Annotated in this window: 10 protein-coding genes; 2 read left to right on the top strand and 8 right to left on the bottom strand. The window is 71.8% G+C overall.

Annotation, left to right across the window (positions count from 1 at the left end; translation table 11 throughout):
* Nucleotides 1-62 precede the first annotated feature (62 nt).
* Entirely contained in the window at nucleotides 63-4,259 is a 4,197-nt protein-coding gene (locus ACFT55_RS11965) for a PQQ-dependent sugar dehydrogenase (protein WP_380244055.1), read from the bottom strand.
* A 160-nt stretch (nucleotides 4,260-4,419) separates the two neighbouring features.
* Nucleotides 4,420-5,088 (bottom strand): GNAT family N-acetyltransferase, encoded by a 669-nt coding sequence (locus ACFT55_RS11960; protein ID WP_380244054.1) that lies wholly within the window; start codon nucleotides 5,086-5,088, stop codon nucleotides 4,420-4,422.
* A 101-nt stretch (nucleotides 5,089-5,189) separates the two neighbouring features.
* Between ACFT55_RS11960 and ACFT55_RS11955 the strand changes: the two genes are divergently transcribed.
* Together ACFT55_RS11955 and ACFT55_RS11950 are read left to right on the top strand one after the other, a co-directional pair.
* Nucleotides 5,190-5,981 (top strand): DeoR/GlpR family DNA-binding transcription regulator, encoded by a 792-nt coding sequence (locus ACFT55_RS11955; protein ID WP_380244053.1) that lies wholly within the window; start codon nucleotides 5,190-5,192, stop codon nucleotides 5,979-5,981.
* A 102-nt stretch (nucleotides 5,982-6,083) separates the two neighbouring features.
* Complete coding sequence (locus ACFT55_RS11950; RefSeq protein ID WP_380244052.1) at nucleotides 6,084-8,774, top strand: glycoside hydrolase family 97 catalytic domain-containing protein; 2,691 nt, start codon at nucleotides 6,084-6,086, stop codon at nucleotides 8,772-8,774.
* 14 nt (nucleotides 8,775-8,788) lie between these two features.
* Here ACFT55_RS11950 and ACFT55_RS11945 read toward each other — a convergent pair whose 3' ends face one another.
* The 6 genes from ACFT55_RS11945 to ACFT55_RS11920 are packed head-to-tail and all read right to left on the bottom strand — an operon-like array spanning nucleotide 8,789 to nucleotide 16,317.
* Entirely contained in the window at nucleotides 8,789-9,856 is a 1,068-nt protein-coding gene (locus ACFT55_RS11945) for an arabinan endo-1,5-alpha-L-arabinosidase (protein WP_380244051.1), read from the bottom strand.
* On the bottom strand, nucleotides 9,853-11,358 hold the full coding sequence (locus tag ACFT55_RS11940) for an alpha-N-arabinofuranosidase (protein WP_380244050.1): 1,506 nt from the start codon (nucleotides 11,356-11,358) through the stop codon (nucleotides 9,853-9,855). Before ACFT55_RS11940 ends, ACFT55_RS11945 begins: the two co-directional genes overlap by 4 nt.
* Before the next feature lie 25 nt (nucleotides 11,359-11,383).
* Nucleotides 11,384-12,694, bottom strand: coding sequence for a glycoside hydrolase family 27 protein (locus ACFT55_RS11935; RefSeq protein ID WP_380244049.1), 1,311 nt, complete (start codon nucleotides 12,692-12,694; stop codon nucleotides 11,384-11,386).
* Nucleotides 12,691-13,809: a beta-galactosidase gene (locus tag ACFT55_RS11930; RefSeq protein WP_380244048.1), complete on the bottom strand. Its 1,119-nt coding sequence runs from the start codon at nucleotides 13,807-13,809 to the stop codon at nucleotides 12,691-12,693. Before ACFT55_RS11930 ends, ACFT55_RS11935 begins: the two co-directional genes overlap by 4 nt.
* A gap of 28 nt (nucleotides 13,810-13,837) precedes the next feature.
* The gene (locus ACFT55_RS11925) at nucleotides 13,838-14,977 is read right to left on the bottom strand and encodes a sialidase family protein (protein WP_380244047.1); all 1,140 of its coding nucleotides are present in this window, start codon (nucleotides 14,975-14,977) and stop codon (nucleotides 13,838-13,840) included.
* Nucleotides 14,974-16,317, bottom strand: coding sequence for a family 1 glycosylhydrolase (locus ACFT55_RS11920; protein ID WP_380244046.1), 1,344 nt, complete (start codon nucleotides 16,315-16,317; stop codon nucleotides 14,974-14,976). Before ACFT55_RS11920 ends, ACFT55_RS11925 begins: the two co-directional genes overlap by 4 nt.
* Nucleotides 16,318-16,510 lie beyond the last annotated feature (193 nt).

Raw genomic sequence — 16,510 nt, 5'->3', positions numbered from 1 at the left:
GACGAGAACGGCGAGAGCTGCGACCGCAGCTCTCGCCGTTCTCGTCCCCCGGCCTCGCGGGACTACGGCGACGTCAGGGTGAAGGTCACCGTCCGGGCGTTGCCGGCGACGTCGTGGACGACCAGGGTGTTGGTGCCCACGACCGCGCCGAACACGCCCGGCCGGACGAAGTTCAGGTCGGACCAGGCGTTGTCGGTGAGGTCCTTCGCCCTGCCGCTCAGGGTGAGGCGGTCGACCTTGCCGGCGTCGTGCAGCTTGAAGGAGACCGTGCTGTACGTGCCGCCGGACCCCACGGTGAACTGGTCGCCGTCCTTGACGGTGACCGTCGGACCGGTGACGTCGAGGGTGAACGTCACGGTGGTGACGTTCCCCGCGACATCACGCACGGCGAGGGTGTTGGTGCCCTCGACGGCGCCGAGCGCGCCCGGCCGGACGAAGTTCAGGTCGGACCACGCGTCGTCGGTGAGATCCTTCTCCACCCCGTTGAGGGTGAGGCGGTCGACCTGTCCGGCGTCGTGCAGCTTGAAGGAGACCTTGCTGTAGGTGCCGTCACGGCCCACCGTGAACTCGTCGCCGTCCTTGACCGTGACGGTCGGGCCTGTGACGTCGGAGGGCGACGTGGTCACCGTGAGGTCGCGCAGGCGCCCGAAGTTGTCGAACGACCCGAAGCCGACCCGGCCCGTGGCGAACGTGGTGTCGTGCGCCGTGAGGAGCGGCGTCCCGAGCCCGTCGACGTAGACCGCGACGTCGCCGCTGTCGGCGCACCGCACCAGGCGGACGTCGTGCCACTCCTCGTCGGTGACGGCCGGGGGTGCCCCGATCTTGCCGTCCCACTGGTCGTCGATCCGCTCCCGGTCCTTGCCGTCGACCTTGAAGATGCCGTTGTGGGCGTAGATCGTGTTGTCCTGCGACAGGTGCGCGTAGTAGTACTCGGTGTCCGACTGCCAGCCGAAGACCAGGATGACGTCCCGGTTGTTCACGCTGGCGGGCTCGTCGAGCCGCACCTGCGCGCCGAGGTCGAACGACCCGAGCTGCGGGCCCTGGGTGAGGACCGCGTACTCGAACGGTCGGCGGATGCCGTCACCGGGGTCCGTCCCCGCCGAGGTCTGGACGATCTGGTCCCCGGGGAACTCCCACTTCGAGGGAGTCTTCGGGGCCCAGTTCTCGGACGCCATGACGTCGGTGACGGTCGAGCCCGCCGGGGCGCACGACGGCGGTGCCGGCGGCTGGGCCGGCGTCGCGCCGAACAGGGCGTACTGGGCCGCGACCTGCCCCGGCGTCGGGACGGTGTCGAGGAACATGAGGTCGTCCATGCGCCCGTTGAACGGGTTGGCCTCCCGGGTGTCCTGCGGGAAGCTGCCGCCGATCTTGAGGCCCCGCGGGGCCGTCGTCGACGTCGAACCGGACCCCCAGGGGTTGGAGGCGGTGTACCGCCCCGCGAGCTCCTTGCCGTTGCGGTACAGCTTCATCTCGCCTGCCGCGAAGTCGAACGTGGCGGTGAGGTGCACCCACTCGCCGCGCGCGAGGATCTCGTCCCAGGGCTGGTCCGCGGCGAAGGTCCACGACCCTGCGCCGTCCACGCGACGGCCGAGTGCGACGAGCTTGAGCTCGTCGCCGACCGTGATCACCTCGAGCAGCGCGCGCACCGCGTGCCCGTCGGAGTCGCCCGTCAGCACGCCGGCCAGGCCGATCGCGTTGTAGCGGTCGTCCGGGGTGGCCGTGCCGGAGTTGAGACCGGCGACGCCCTCGCCGGTCCGCTTGAACCAGCCCATGACGGCGGCCTGGTCGGTCCCGGCGAACGCGTCGAGCGAGTCGACGCCGTCCGCGTCGTACACGCCTGCCTTCCAGTCGTCGTTGGACGCGGTCCGCGGACTCATCTGCTGGGTCTGCAGCGCCTCGCCCGCGCTCGGGTAGGCCCGGTCGGCGACCCGCTGCTCGACACCGCCGTTGACGAGCCTGATCGGCGTGCCCGACCAGCCCTGGTCGGCCTCGGCGGTCGCGTCCCCGGCCACCGGGTGGTCGAAGTCGTAGTGCGCCACCAGGTGCGGGGCGAGCTCGGGGAGGGCGACCGGCGAGGCGGGCGCGACGCGGTGCGCCCCCGTCACGCGCCAGATCTTCCCGTTCGCCTTCGCGATCAGGTAGAGCTCGCCGTCGGCGTCGGAGCCGAACCGCAGGTCGACACGCGTGTCGCCCACCAGGTCCTGGAACGTGGTCTCCTTGCCCCCGGCGAACACACGCAGCTGCTCGATGGGTGCCAGGTCGTCGATGTCGCCGTCGCCGCGCACCATCTTGTCGGCCTCGGTGGACAGCACCCAGCCGTGCACGAGGTCGGTGAACAGGTAGCGTCCGCGCAGGGCGGGGATGTCGCCGCGGTACACGAAGCCGCCGTTGTTGGCGACGCCGGCGTCCCCGGTCTGGCCGGGGTCCCGGTTGTGGTCGTAGGCGGCCACGGGGTAGGTGAAGCCGTTCTTCGCGTCGTCGGCCGGTAGCGGGTAGATCTGCCGGTTGTCCGCCCGGAACGGACCCTCACGCTCCGACCAGCCGAAGTTGTCGCCCGGCTCGACGGCGTAGATCGACTCGACCTGCCACTCGCCGATGTGCCCGAGGTACATCGTGTGGTCGCCCGCCGGGTCCCAGGAGATGCGGTGCGGGTCGCGCATGCCGACGGCGTAGAGCTCGGGCAGGGCGCCGGGGGTGTCGAGGAACGGGTTGTCGTCCGGGATGCCGTACCTGCCGTTGGCGCTGTCGTTCCCGAGCGGGTCGATCCGCATGATCGTGCCCTGCGGCGTCGACAGGTCCTGCGGGTTCCCGTTGCCGACGCCGTTGCCGCCGTCGCCCGCGAGGATGTACAGGTCGCCGTAGTCGGCGTCGCCCGGCCGGACGGTCGGGTTGAAGGCGATCTGCTGCACGGTGTGCACGCGACCGTTGAACGGCACGCGCATGATCTCCCGGCTGGTGCCCTCGAACACCGGGGCCGACGGGTCCGTGGCCTTCCACTCGGTGACGACGCTGTGGAAGCCCGTGGTGCCGTAGGCGGGGAAGTCGGGCGTGTCCTCGGTGAGGGCGGTGCCCGCCTCGGTGTGCACCGTGTAGAACAGGCCGTTCTTCGCGAAGTCCGGGTGGAACTCGGCGGCGCCGAGCCCGGTGCCCAGGCCAGCGCTGTTGTGGAAGTTGTCGATGAACGCCTGGCGCACGTCGAGGTAGGGCGTGTACGCGCCGGTCTTCTTGTCGACCGTGTAGAGCGTGCCGTTGTTGTCGGGCACCATGAGCCGGCCGGAGCCGTCGGGGATCTCGTCGAGGTGCGTGATGCGGTTGTACCGGTCGAGGCGCGGGTCCTGGGTCGCGGGGGTCGTGTGCGACTCGGGGAGCTGCGCCAGCTCCTCCACCTCGATGCCGAGCGTGGACGTCCTGGGGTCCGGCAGCGGGTTGATCAGCGGGGCCTCCGACTCGCCGCCCGCGGCGCAGTCGCCGGGGTTGCCGGTCGGGATCGCGAGGTTCTCGCCGGCGGTGTCGACGGCGACGTCGTCGAGCATGAGGTCCCCGGCGCTGCTGGCGCCGTTGATCCACCAGAACCGGTCGAGCGACGTCGTCACGCCCTGGCGGAACCCGAACTGCTGCTCGGTGCCCTCGGGGAGCCGGGTGCGCTCCGCGTACGGACCGCCCTGGCTGTACACCGCGACCTTGTCGGTGGCGTTGTCCGCGACGACCCAGACGCACTGCCAGGCGTCGCGGCCCCACACCCCGGCGGGCTTGAACCCGCCGCCGTCGCGGACCAGCATCTGGTCGCTGTTCTGGTTGTTGACGTAGGCGCGGCTGTCCGTGGTCTGGGACGGCTGGTCGACGTCGGTGAGCCCGAAGGAGGTGTCGACGCTGCCGGTGCGCAAGAACCGGAAGAACAGCGTGCCGGTGGTGCCGTCCGCGATCTCGGGAACGGCTCGGTAGGCCTTCTGGTTGCCCCCGGTCATCGCGAGCACCTGGTTGTTCCCGTTGAGCGGGTCGGCGATGACCTTCGCGGCCGACGACGCCGACCAGCCGTCCTGGCCGTTCAGCGTGGTGCGCTGGTACTGCTCGAAGCCGAGGAGCTCGGTGAACTCCCGGTCGGCCGCCGGCTGCGCGACGGCAGGGGCGCCGACCAGGACGGTGGCGGAGGCGACGGCCGCGGCGGCGACGGTGGCCGCGAGGCGTCTCCCCCGCGGTCGGGGGGAGCGGGGTTCGGGCGGACGGGACCGGTCGGACCGCTGGGGCATGGGCTCGCGCATCTGTGACCTCTCAACATCGTTGTCGATCAGTACGGGGTGATCCTGAAAGCGCTTGCCAGGCAAGCGCTTTCAGGATCCTAGGTCCGCTCTCAGGATGCGGCAAGGGATGGCTCAGGAACCCTCGACGCGGGACGCGGCGGGGTGTGCGGCGGTCAGCGAGTCAGCGGGCGGGCAGCAGCATGCCCATGGTCCGACCCCAGGGCTGCTCCTGGAGCGTGCGGAAGCCCAGGTGCTCGTAGAACCCGATGGCGCGCAGGTTGCGCCCGCCCACGCCGAGGTGGATCCCCGGCGCGCCGGCGTCGGTGACGGCCTCGAGGACGGCCTCCAGGACCCGGCGGCCCGCCCCGCCCCCCTGGGCCTCGGGCAGCAGGTCGATGTGCAGGTGCGCGGGATACTGCGCGAGCCAGGCGGCCTCGGACCGGGCAGGGGAGTGGATGGCACGCAGGAGGTGCGCGTCCGGCGACTCGTCGTCGGGCGCGGGGACGGCGAGGCGGGAGCGCAACGGAGGCCACCAGGTTTCCTCGCAGCTGCGCTCGAACTCGGTCGTGCTGGCCGTCGCCACGCAGTACCCGACCGCGGTGCCGTCCGTGCGGCGCAGCACCCGTGCCAGGTCGGGCTCCAGCGCGAGGTACGCGCCGAGGTACACGTGGCCGAGGAGATCGCCGTCCTGGTAGAGGTCGGTCGCGTCCTGTCCCGAATCACCGGTGCGCAGGCAGACGTCGTAGAGGGCGTCGCGGTCGGCCGGGACGAACCGGTCGACCGTCAGTGCCGGGCGGGCGGACGTGCTCGTCGACGCGGCGGTGCGGGTGGGGCGAGAGGCATCGGTCATGGGAGCATCGTCCATGCTCGCGGCGTGCACGTCACGTCGCTGCGCTGCAGCGAGATCCGGCTGCGCTGTCGTGCGACGGTCGAGGACGAAGGGTGCCGAAGATGGGGGAGGAAGCGACCCGCGCGGAGGCGCGCCGGCAAAAGGCGCTCGCCCTGGTGACGTCCCGGGGGTTCGTCCGGGTGACGGACCTCGCGAAGGAGCTCCAGGTCTCGGGCGTGACCGTGCGCCACGACCTTGAGTCGCTGCACCGGGCGGGCAGCGTTCGCCGGGTCCGTGGCGGTGCCGTCGCCCGCCAGGGCGTGGTCCCGGCCGAGCAGTCGTTCGAGGAGGCGCTCACGGCCTCCGCCGACGAAAAGAGGCGCATCGGCGAAGCGGCGGCGGCGATGGTCCGCTCGGGCACCAGCGTCCTGATCGACGTGGGGACGACGACGACGGCGATCGCCCACGCCCTGGCCGCCCGGGTCGACCTGAAGGACGTCGTGGTGATCACGAACGCCCTGAACATCGCGCTCCTGCTCGAACAGGCGGTGCCGCGGTTCTCGATCGTCGTGACCGGCGGCACGCTGCGGCCGTTGCAGCACTCCCTCGTGGCACCCTTGGTGGGCGAGGTGCTGGCGCGGGTGCGTGCCGACATCGCGTTCGTCGGGTGCAGCGGGATCGACGTGGATCACGGAGTGACGAACGTGAACCTGCCCGAGGCTGAGGTCAAGACGCTGATGATGGCCTCCGCCGCCCGGACCGTGGTGGTGGCCGACGCGAGCAAGCTCGGCCGGGTGCACCTCGGTGTCGTCGCGGGCGTCTCTCAGGTCGACACGATCGTTACGGGCGCCGGCGCGGACCCCGGTTGGGTGCGCCGCGTCGAGGCCGCAGGCACCTCGGTGCTCCCGGTCTGACTTTCGATTTCGATAGTTCTCGTTGTGAGAAGGTAAGTGCCTTTCTAGACTTGTCGTGGCGGCTCGACGGCGAGCCGCACTACTCGACGACGAGGAGGGGCGATGTCCGACCGCCCAGCACAGCGCAAGAAACCCCAAGGCTCGCGGTCCCTGGCGGCACCGGTCACGGCAGTCGCCGTCGCACTGGGCGTCATCGCGACGGCACCCGGGGCCGCGGCCGAGAGCGACACCGAGACGTCCCGGTGGCGGGTCGACTCGCCGACGGGCTCGATCGGTGCGGAAGTGACGCTCGCCGGCGGCGAGCTCGACCTTGCCGTACGGCGCGACGGCCGGCAGGTGCTTTCCGTGGGCTCGCTCGGCCTGGTGACGGACGTCGCCGATCTGTCGACCGGTCTCGTGGTGGTTGCGGCTGAGCGCGAGGAGGTCCGCGGAAGCTATTCGACGACGACAGGCAAGGAGCGCGAGCGCACCGTTCGTCAGGACGAGCTCCGACTCCGGGTGACCGACGGCGAGACCCGGTTCGACGTCGTGGTCCGCGTGGCCGACGACGGCGTCGCCTTCAGGTACGAGCTCCCGGCGACGCTCGGCGCTCAGTACGACGTGCTCTCCGAGCCGGCTCGCTTCGCGCTCCCTGCGGCCGCCGACGCCTGGCTCCAGCCGTACGCGCCGCAGTACGAGAGGGCGCACACGACCACCACGGCCGCGGGCTCTGAGGCGGGATCCTACGGGTTCCCTGCCACGTTCCGACACGGCGACGACTACGTGCTCCTCACGGAGTCGGACGTCACCGGCACCTACGCGGCGTCCCACCTGGCCCACGAGGCGCCCGGGACGCCCGAGTACGGACTCGAGCTGTACGAACGGGCTCCCGTCACGGCCGAGGGCGCGCTGCGCACACCCTGGCGCGTGGCGATCGCAGGGTCGGCGGCCGACGTCGTCGAGTCAACGCTGGTCGATGACCTGGCCCGCCCGAGCCGCATCCGCGACACCTCGTGGATCGAGCCGGGAATGGCGGCATGGTCGTGGATCACCGGGGGCTCCACCGCGGCTCAGGGCGACCTCGCGTTCCAGAAGCGGTTCGTGGACCTCGCCGCGCGCAACGGCTGGAAGTACTCCCTGATCGACGAAGGCTGGGACGCCTCCTGGGTGCCAGAGCTCGTTCGATATGCCCAGGCCCGAGACGTCGAGATCCTCGCCTGGTTTCGGTCCAGCACGCTCTGGACCAAAGCGCAGCGCAACGAGTGGTTCGACAAGCTGCAGGACTGGGGTGTCAAGGGGATCAAGGTCGACTTCATGGACTCTGACAGCCAGGCGACGTTCCGCTGGTACGACGACATCATGTCCGAGACCGCGGACCGGCATCTCCTCCTGAACTTCCACGGCTCGACGATCCCCAAGGGCCTGCAGCGCACCTGGCCGCACGTCATGGCCTACGAGGGCGTGCGGGGCGAGGAGCAGTACAAGGACGAGGCCTGGGCGGTCAACAACACGATCCTTCCGTTCACTCGCAACGTCGTCGGGTCGATGGACTACACGCCCGCCATGTTCTCCCGCATCTCGCGGACCTCGAAGGCGCACGAGCTCGCCCTGCCGGTGGTGTACGAGTCGGGTTTCCAGCACGTCGTGGACAGCCCTGAGGGGTACGCCGCCGAACCTGTCGCGGAGCGGTTCCTCCAGCAGGTGCCGACTGCATGGGACGAGACCCGGTTCGTGTCCGGTGAGCCGGGCTCCTCCGCGGTGGTCGCGCGCCGTGCCGGCACGAGGTGGTTCATCGGCGGGATCACCTCCGGCGACCCGGGGACGGTCGACGTTCCGCTGACCATGCTCGGCAAGGGCTCCTGGCTCGTGCACCAGATCACTGACGACGGCCGCTCACTCGTCGAGAAGGTCACGACCCGGACCGCCACGGACGTCATGACGGTCCCGACCAGCAAGGCCGGCGGGTTCGTGCTCCTGGCGTGCCGCGCCCGGTCTGGGCAGGAATCGTGCTACCAGGCCGTGCCGGAGACACCGCGCACGCAGGTGCTGGTCGACGCCGACGCGACCACCGTCGAGGCCGGCGACAGAGTGACCGTGCAGGGCATCTTCGCGGTCCGCCAGGGAGGCCCGGTCCGCGACCTGTCGCTCGACGTCGAGCTGCCGAGATCGTGGACGCTGGTGTCGGGCAAGCCAGTGACGCGCCAGCGGCTCGGGGACGGGCAGACGATCACTGGGAGGTGGACGGTGCGAGTCGGCCGGGACGGGCCGGTCGGCGGGGTCGACCTGCCGGTCGTGGGTACCTTCGAGACGCGCGACGGCCGGACGATCCGATCGGGCGATGCCGCGCGGCTCGACGTCCTGCCGCCGGTGCCCCAGGGCGACGTCTGGGTCTCCGAGCTGCCGTTCACGGAGGCGACCACGGGCTTCGGGGAGGTGACGCGTGACGTCGACCTGAATGGCGAACCGATCGACGTCGGCGGCAGCCGGTTCGAGCACGGCATCGTGACGCACGCGCCCGCCACGGTCGCAGTCCGGCTGGGCGGGCAGTGCACGACCTTCTCCGCCACACCCGGGATTGAGCCCGGCGGGGATCACCCGGAGGAGGGCAGCGTGACGTTCACGGTGCTCGGTGACGGGGTGCCGCTGGCCACGGTGGGATCCGACGCTGATCCGGTCACGGTGGAGACGGCGGCTGAGGCTCTCGAGGTCGACGTGACCGGAGTCGAGAACCTGACCCTTCAGGTGGGAGACGCCGGCGACGGCAAGAACAACGACCACGCGGCGTGGGGGGACGCCCGGCTCCACTGCGCCTGATCCTGAGGCCAGGCTCAGCGCGGTCGCCGAGGAGTCCCTTTGTCGGACGCCGCGGCGGCCGCGCCCGCCTGCTCGTCGGCGGTCATCGCGACGGGCCAGCCATCGTCCGTCCAGGCGAGGGTGCGGATCGCCAACGTGGGAGTGCCCGCGTGCGCGCCGTCGTAGAAGTGGAACCCCAGCAGCGCGTCCCCGTCCCGGGTGGCGACGGACTCGCCGCCCGGGCCGACCATGTCACCGGCCGCGTCCAGCACCGGCGTACCGCCGTCCTCCAGCAGCGCGTCCCCGTCGGCGTCGACGTACGGTCCGGTGACGTCCACCGCACGGCCGACCTCGACGTGGTAGGTGCTGTCCGTGCCCTGGCAGCAGGAGTCCTTGGAGACGAAGAGGTACCAGTACCCGTCGTGGTGCAGCAGCGCCGGGGCCTCGATCGCGTTGGTCGCGTCCCCACGGCTCGCGATGACCTGGGGTTCGCTGCCCTCGGCCGGCAGACCGCTCGGCCACGACAGCTCGACGAGCTGGATGCCGCCCCAGAACGACCCGAACGCCATCCACCCGGTGCCGTCCTCGTCGGTCACCACGGCCGGGTCGATCGCGTTGTAGCCGTCGCTCGCGGACGACTGCCAGACGACCCCTCGGTCCTGCCACGCGACGTCGGCGCCCAGCTCGTCGGACGTCATCAGGCCGATGGCCGAGGTGTTCGACCCGAACGTCGACGCGGCGTAGTAGAGGTACCAGGTGCCGTCGTGCTGCACGACCTCCGGGGCCCACAGGTTGGTGACGCCGGGAACCGTCTCCTGCTGCCACGCCGGGCGGTCGTCCGGAAGGACCTCGCCCTCGTAGGTCCACTCCTCGCCGTCGACGGAGTGCCGCACCTGGACGGCGCCGAGCCCCTTGGTCAGGTTCCCGGTGGAGAAGACCCACCAGTCCTCGCCGTCGACGACGAGCGCAGGGTCGTGCACCTCGATGTCGCCCTCGACCGGGACGGCGGTCCCGGCGACCGGGTCGGCGGCGCAGGCCGCGAGCACGGACACGCAGGCCACACCGGCGACCGCCGCTGCAAGCCGCCGGGGCGTGCGCCTCACCGGGCGAGCCGGATCATCGTCCAGGACACCGCCGGCAGCACGGCGGCCAGGCGCCCGTCGGCGATCGCGGCGGTGCTGTTCGCCCGCGGTGCGACCGAGTCGTCGTCGGCCGTCGCCGACCAGTACACGTCGGGGTTGGCGAGGGTGACGGCCTCGACGACGCGCAGCCCGGGAACCGAGCGCAGGTCGGCCTCGAGCCGGACCTCCTCGGTCACCGACCGGTTCACGACGAACACCACGAGCTCGCCGGCCCGTTCGTCCCAGGTTGCCGTCGCGTCCACGAGGGGCGCGTCGCCGAACCGTGCCGTCTCGTACGTCGGCGAGTCGAGCGCGACCTGCAGCACCTCCCCGGCGGCGTGGGTCGACGTCAGCGCGAAGGGGTGGAACGTCGTCTGCTTCCACAGTCGTCCGCCCGGCTCGGTCATCATCGGTGCGATGACGTTCACCAGCTGCGCCAGCGACGCGGCGTGCACCCGGTCGGAGTTCCGCAGGAGCGAGATGAGCAGGTTGCCCACCACCACGGCGTCGGCGACGTTGTACCTGTCCTCCAGCAGCACCGGGGCCACGGGCCAGTCGTCGCCGGTCGGGGGCTTCGACTCGGCGCGGTCCTGGTACCACACGTTCCACTCGTCGAAGGAGATGTGGATCTGCTTGTCCGTCTTGCGTCGCGCGCGGACGGCGTCGGCGGTCGCCGCGACCGAGGCGACGAAGTGGTCCATGTCGACCGCCGAGGCGAGGAACGAGCCGAGATCGCCGTCCTCCTCCCAGTAGTAGGCGTGCGCCGAGATGTAGTCGACCTGGTCGTACGCCTCGGTCAGCACGATGCGCTCCCACTCGCCGAACGTCGGCATCGACGACTGCGAGGAACCGCACGCGACCAGCTCGAGGTCGGGCTGCATCTGCCGCATCGCCCGCGCGGTCTCGGCGGCGAGCCGCCCGTACTCCTCGGGCGTCTTGTGCCCGGTCTGCCACGGGCCGTCCATCTCGTTGCCCAGGCACCACATCTTGACGCGGTAGGGCTCGAGGGCGCCGTGGGCCCGGCGCAGGTCCGACCAGTAGGTGCCGCCGGGGACGTTGCAGTACTCGAGCAGGTCGAGCGCCTCCTGCACGCCACGGGTGCCCAGGTTCACCGCCATCATCGGCTCGACGCCTGCCTTGGCGCACCAGCGCATGAACTCGTCGGTGCCCACGAGGTTCGGCTCGGTCGAGTGCCACGCCAGGTCGACGCGACGCGGCCGGCGCTCCACCGGGCCGATGCCGTCCTCCCAGCGGTACCCGGACACGAAGTTGCCGCCCGGGTATCGCACGGTGGAGACGCCCAGCTCCTTGACCATGTCGACGACGTCGCCGCGGAACCCGTCGGCGTCGGCGGTCGGGTGGTCGGGGTCATGGATGCCGCTGTAGACCGACCGGCCGAGATGCTCGACGAACGAGCCGAAGGTGCGGCGACGGACGGGTCCCACGCGGAACACGGGGTCGATGGTGAGACGGGCTGTGGTCATGGTCGCTTCCTCGCTTCGTCGCGGTTCAGGATCGGGTGAGCTCGAGCCAGCGCACGCCGTGCGCGGGGACGTCGAGCGCGAGGGTGAGGTCCGGGCGGACTCCGACGACACCGGCGTCCCACAGGTCGTGCGCGGTCCACGCGCCCTGTCGTGCGGCGACGGCGTCCCCGACGACGTCCTGCAGCGCCACGGTCACCTGGTGGGACGCCGCGCCGGTCCAGAACACCGCGGCGAAGCGCGCCGGACCGTGGGCCTCCCTGGCCGCCCAGACGACGACCTCGCCGCCGCTCGCGAGGTCTCGCTCGCGCCACATCTCGGCGCCGTCGACGGACTCGCGCAGCACGCGGGCGAGAGCGGGGTTGGCCAGCCGCTCGATCGTCTCGTCGTCCGTCTCGGGCAGGTGACCGCCGATCATGAACGGAGAACGGGCCATGGCCCACAGCGTCAGCAGGGTGCGCTGCTCGTCGGGCGTGAGCAGCGAGCTGCGGGGCTCGCCGCGCTCGGCGCGCAGGCCGATCCGCCCCAGCGGGAGCATGTCCGCGTCCGCCCAGCCGTTCGGCGACTGCAGGGGTGCCCAGCGCGCGAGGCGGCCGAACTGTTCCTCGACGTCGCTCCACCGGTCCCACAGGTCGTCGCTGATGCGCCAGAGGTCTGCGTGGCGGCGCAGGTGGGGCAGGTGCGCCGTCGACAGGGCGGTGCCGGGGGACAGCGACAGCACCACGGGCCGCCCGGCGCGGTCCAGCGCCGTGCGCCACGCCTCGATCGCGTCGGCGTGGTACGGCGCCAGCATGTCGTCGATCTTCAGGTAGTCCAGCCCCCACGACGCGAGCAGCGCGGCGAACCCGTCGAGGTACGCCTGGGCGCCGGGGTGCGTGTGGTCCAGCCCGTAGTAGCCGGGGTGCCACGCGCACGTCGAGGAGGTGTCGGCGATCTGCGACGCCGTCCATCCCGTGCCGAGCACCGGCAGGTCGAGCGCGACCGCGCGACGGGGGATGCCACGCATCAGGTGCACGCCGAACCGCAGGCCGAGCGCGTGCACCTTGTCGGCGAGGGGTGCGAACCCTGCGCCTCCCGCGGCGGACGGGAACCGGCCGGGCGCCGGCGACGGGTACCCGTGCGCGTCGACCTCGAACGGCGCGCCCTCCTGGTAGCCGTGCGACCGCGCCGTGGGGTCGTACCAGTCGATGTCCACGACGATCGTGTCGTAGCCGGCGGGCAGCAGCCTGTGGGCCATGACCTCGGCGTTCGCGAGGACCTCGTCCTCGGTCACCGTCGTGCCGAAGCAGTCCCAGCTGTTCCAGCCCTGCGGGGGGTGCTCCATCCCCAGCCGGGTCATCGGTCAGCCTTCCGGACGGGCCGCGACGGCGGAAGGTTGCAGGCCTTGAGCACCTCGATCTCGTCGGGGTCGTACGGCGTGAAGTCGGCGTGCACGATGTCGTGCATCCAGAGCCTCGTGTCGATGCCCGGCAACGGCTTGATGAACTCCCACACATGGTTCAGCTGGGCCTTGCCGTTCACGAAGCCGAAGAAGTAGCTCCCGACGCCCTCCCTCTTCCAGAGCGGGAGGTGGGTCTCGATGATGCTGCGGTACGGGCGGTGCATCCACTCGGTGTTGAGCAACGGCCGGCCGAACTGCTCGAGGTGCCGCACGAGCGCCTTGGCGTGCGCATAGTCCCCGTAGTAGTGGAACGACACGATGTCCGACAGCTCGATCGCACGCTCCTCGACCGGCTGGAGCCGGCACGGGTCGAGCAGCCAGTCGTACGCGTCCGCGGCGCCCACGCCCCAGACCTCTGCCGTGAGCGGCTGGCTGACGTCGGCCTCGCGCAGCCAGGAGAAGACCTTCTCCATCATGGGCAGCGACAGGTCGCCGCGCGTCGAGTTGCCGATCTCGTTCCACACGTTCCAGACCACGATCCGCGGGTCCTGTCCGTACCGTGCGGCGAGCTCGTCGACCCAGCGACGGAACGTGGGCTCGAGCTCGGGCTCGTCGGTGAGCACGTACCCGACGACACCGCCGCCCTGCACGTCGTCGTCGAACGGCGACTCGGGCGAGCCGCCGAAGTAGCCGGGCTCGGGCTCGGGCTGCGGGCCGAGGGGTGCGGGGGACCACCGGTGCCGAGGCACCGAGCAGTCGTTGAACAGCACCGGCATCATCGTCATCCCGTAGGAGCCGAGCAGGTCGAGCAGCTGGTCCAGGTGGGCGAAGAACGCGTCGGGCTCGTGCTGCCACACCTCGAACGGCAGGTAGAAGCGGACGGAGTTGATGCCGTACCCGTGCGCGAGCGCGATCTCCCGGGCGGCGTCACGCCAGGCGGCGTCGTGCTCGTGCTCCTGCAGCAGCCACAGCGCTCCGTGGATCGCCCCGCTGGGGATCCAGTTCATGCCGGTGATCCAGTCGCGGCCGGTGTACCAGTCCCAGATCTCGTCCTCGGTCCAACGGCGCTTCATGACGCCCTCCCTTCATCGTTCCCGCTCGTCACAGGAGCCCGACCCGTGCGCGCCAGTCGCCCTGCACCACCGCGACGACGACGTCGTGGCTGCCGGCCCCGTTGCGGACCGTGGTGGCCTGCACCAGCTCGCCCGCCGCGTTCCAGCGCACGGCCTGCGAGTACCCCGAGGAGTCGCCGTGCACGCGTCGGACGGCGTGCACCGGCAGCCGCATCGCGCTCCACGTCGCACCGAGGTCGTCGCTGACGAGCGCGTGGTTGGCCTCCACGCCGTCGAGCCAGGAGTGCCGCGCCGTCGCGACGAGCGTCGCGCCGCCGGCACCGTCAGGCGTCCACGCCAGGTTCGGCGTCCCGGAGAGCACCACCCCTTCGCGCGAGACGAGCAGCGGGCCCGCCTCGGCCGGGTCCCCCCAGTCGAGGCCGTCGGGCGAGGACCGAAGGTGGATCGGCACCTCCGGCGGCCCGACGTACTCGACGACCGCCCGGTAGGAACCGTCCGGCAGCGGCCCGGTGGCGACGAACATGCCGGGGCGCCGGTAGTGGTCGGGCACGCCCGCGACGGTCTCGACGTCGGTCCAGGTGCGGAGGTCCGTCGTGGTCCGGCGGGAGATCACCTGGAGCATGCCGCGGTGCTTCTCCCGCTCGTCGGCGAAGTACACCGCGAGCGTCCCGTCGACCAGCACCAGCTCGGGCTCCCAGATCGCCGTCGTCGTCGAGGTGCGCGACGGGTCGTACACCGCGGGACCGCCCGAGTCGACCACCGACTCGAACTGCCAGGACGCGCCGCCGTCCGTGGAGGAGTAGAGCGTGATCGTCGTGGTGGAGCCGTCGCCCGGGATCGCGTTGCCGGCGAGCAGCAGGTCGCCGCGACGCAGGTGGGCGACGTCGCCGGGCAGCTCGTAGAGCACGGGCTGGTACCGGTTGCCGCGGCCGAGGTGGTCGGCCACCCGGGCGTGCTCGCTCCAGGACCTGCCGCCGTCCGGCGAGCGCCACACGGGAAAGGCGGGTCCTGCGGGGTCCGCCACGCCCAGGCGGAGCTCGCAGGTCAGCAGCATCGCCCCCGCGTGGGGTCCGTGCGGGTCGGTGACCAGCAGGCGCGAGTACATCGCGCCCGCCTCGCCGACGCTGCCGGAGTGGACGACGGTGGTCTCGACGTCAGCGGCGCTCATCGTCGGTCACCGGCCGTCCCTGCGCCGGCCGCCGCGCGGCCGTACCGGGCCGCGACGTCCACGAACGCGTCGGCCGCCGCGGTGCGGACCCGCGCGTAGGAGGGCAGCCCGTCCGGCCGGGTCCCGTCCGGCACGAGGTCCCACAGGCCGTGCCGCAGCAGGTACTCGGGCGCGGGCGCGCTGCCCTCGCGGTAGTCCCAGAGCAGGAAGTCGATCAGGGCCCACCACGTCCACCCGACGAGGGGGAGGCCCTCGGCGCGCAGCCGCTGCACGACGTCCATCGACGTGTGCACCCAGTCCACGCGGCGGCTGATCGTGCCGGGGTCTCCCGTCTCGGTGAGCGCGAGCGGGACGGCCGGGTAGCGCGCGTGCCAGGTGCGCAGCAGGTCCTCCAGCGCGTCCGCCCCTGCGTACGTGACGGGCCACGACGACGGCCGTGGTCCGTCGGCAGGCAGGACGAGCGGGTCGTGGCCGACGTCGACCGTCGAGACGTGGGGGTAGTAGTTGACGCCCAGCACGTCCGGTCGCACCGCGTGCTCGGCGAACCAGGCGAGGTCCTGGTCGTCGACGCCGTGGGCGCGCAGGTGCGCCGCCAGGGGGTGCGCGTCGTCGACGCGGCCGGTGACGAGGTCCTGGTGGAGGAACACGCGCTCGCGCAGGTGTGCGGCGCGCGCGCCCCACCTCGCGCCCGCGGGGGGCTCGTGGTCCGGGACGACGAACCGACGCGACGCCTCGACGTGCCAGAACGTGATGTCGGGCCGGACGGCGGCGACCGCACGCTGTGCGGTGACCACGCCGCGGGCGACGCCGAGAAGGACCTGCAGGTAGCCGGCGTCGCCCTGGAGGTGCGGTGGCCAGATGCCGTCCTCGCCGCACCGCTCGGCGGTCACCGACGGCTCGTTGGTCGGCGTGACGACCGTGACCTGCGGGTAGCGCTCGACCATGGCCGTCGCCAGGTCGGCGAGCGCCGTCGGGTAGCCGGGGTCGGCGAACGAGCCTTCCAGCCACGCCGGCGTGCCGTAGTGCACCAGGTCGAGGATCACCTCGACGCTGCTCGCGCCCAGGGCCTCGAGGACCTCGTCGGTCCACGAGAAGTCGAACCGGTGCGGTGCCGGGTGCACCCGGTACCACGGCACGCCCCAGCGGATCTGGTCGGCGCCGCTCGCCACGAGCAGCTCGACGTCCTCGCGCCAGCGACGGTCGTGGTCGGTCAGGACGTACTCGTCGAGTTCGCGCCGGCCCGGGACGGGCTCGACGACGAACGTGTCCTCGATCCCGACACCGACCGCGAGCGGGGGCAGGGACGTGGGCAGGTCGGTGTCGTTCGTCTGCGGGCTCATGTGTGGCCTCGGCTCATGGGTGCCTCCTGCGAGGTCGCGCGGACGGGTGGACGGGGGAGGGGCGCCGCGGCGGCATGCCGGGCAGCGCGGGGCGGGTCACGGGAGGGGGTTAACGCCACCCGCGCCGGGCGGGGGGGGTGGAGAGGGCGCGCACCCCGTTATTGCCGACGACCCGCCCCCCGCGCTTAAAAGC

It is taken from the genome of Isoptericola sp. NPDC057191 (assembly GCF_042670225.1).
Lineage (GTDB): Bacteria > Actinomycetota > Actinomycetes > Actinomycetales > Cellulomonadaceae > Isoptericola.
This window is presented reverse-complemented; position numbering and strand designations above follow the sequence as displayed.

Bases quoted from the DNA above. Each gene is read 5' to 3' on its own strand.
- ACFT55_RS11920 (WP_380244046.1), bottom strand. From the start codon at position 16,317: ATGAGCCCGCAGACGAACGACACCGACCTGCCCACGTCCCTGCCCCCG.
- ACFT55_RS11955 (WP_380244053.1), top strand. From the start codon at position 5,190: ATGGGGGAGGAAGCGACCCGCGCGGAGGCGCGCCGGCAAAAGGCGCTC.
- ACFT55_RS11960 (WP_380244054.1), bottom strand. From the start codon at position 5,088: ATGACCGATGCCTCTCGCCCCACCCGCACCGCCGCGTCGACGAGCACG.
- ACFT55_RS11925 (WP_380244047.1), bottom strand. From the start codon at position 14,977: ATGAGCGCCGCTGACGTCGAGACCACCGTCGTCCACTCCGGCAGCGTC.
- ACFT55_RS11935 (WP_380244049.1), bottom strand. From the start codon at position 12,694: ATGACCCGGCTGGGGATGGAGCACCCCCCGCAGGGCTGGAACAGCTGG.
- ACFT55_RS11940 (WP_380244050.1), bottom strand. From the start codon at position 11,358: ATGACCACAGCCCGTCTCACCATCGACCCCGTGTTCCGCGTGGGACCC.
- ACFT55_RS11930 (WP_380244048.1), bottom strand. From the start codon at position 13,809: ATGAAGCGCCGTTGGACCGAGGACGAGATCTGGGACTGGTACACCGGC.
- ACFT55_RS11950 (WP_380244052.1), top strand. From the start codon at position 6,084: ATGTCCGACCGCCCAGCACAGCGCAAGAAACCCCAAGGCTCGCGGTCC.
- ACFT55_RS11965 (WP_380244055.1), bottom strand. From the start codon at position 4,259: ATGCGCGAGCCCATGCCCCAGCGGTCCGACCGGTCCCGTCCGCCCGAA.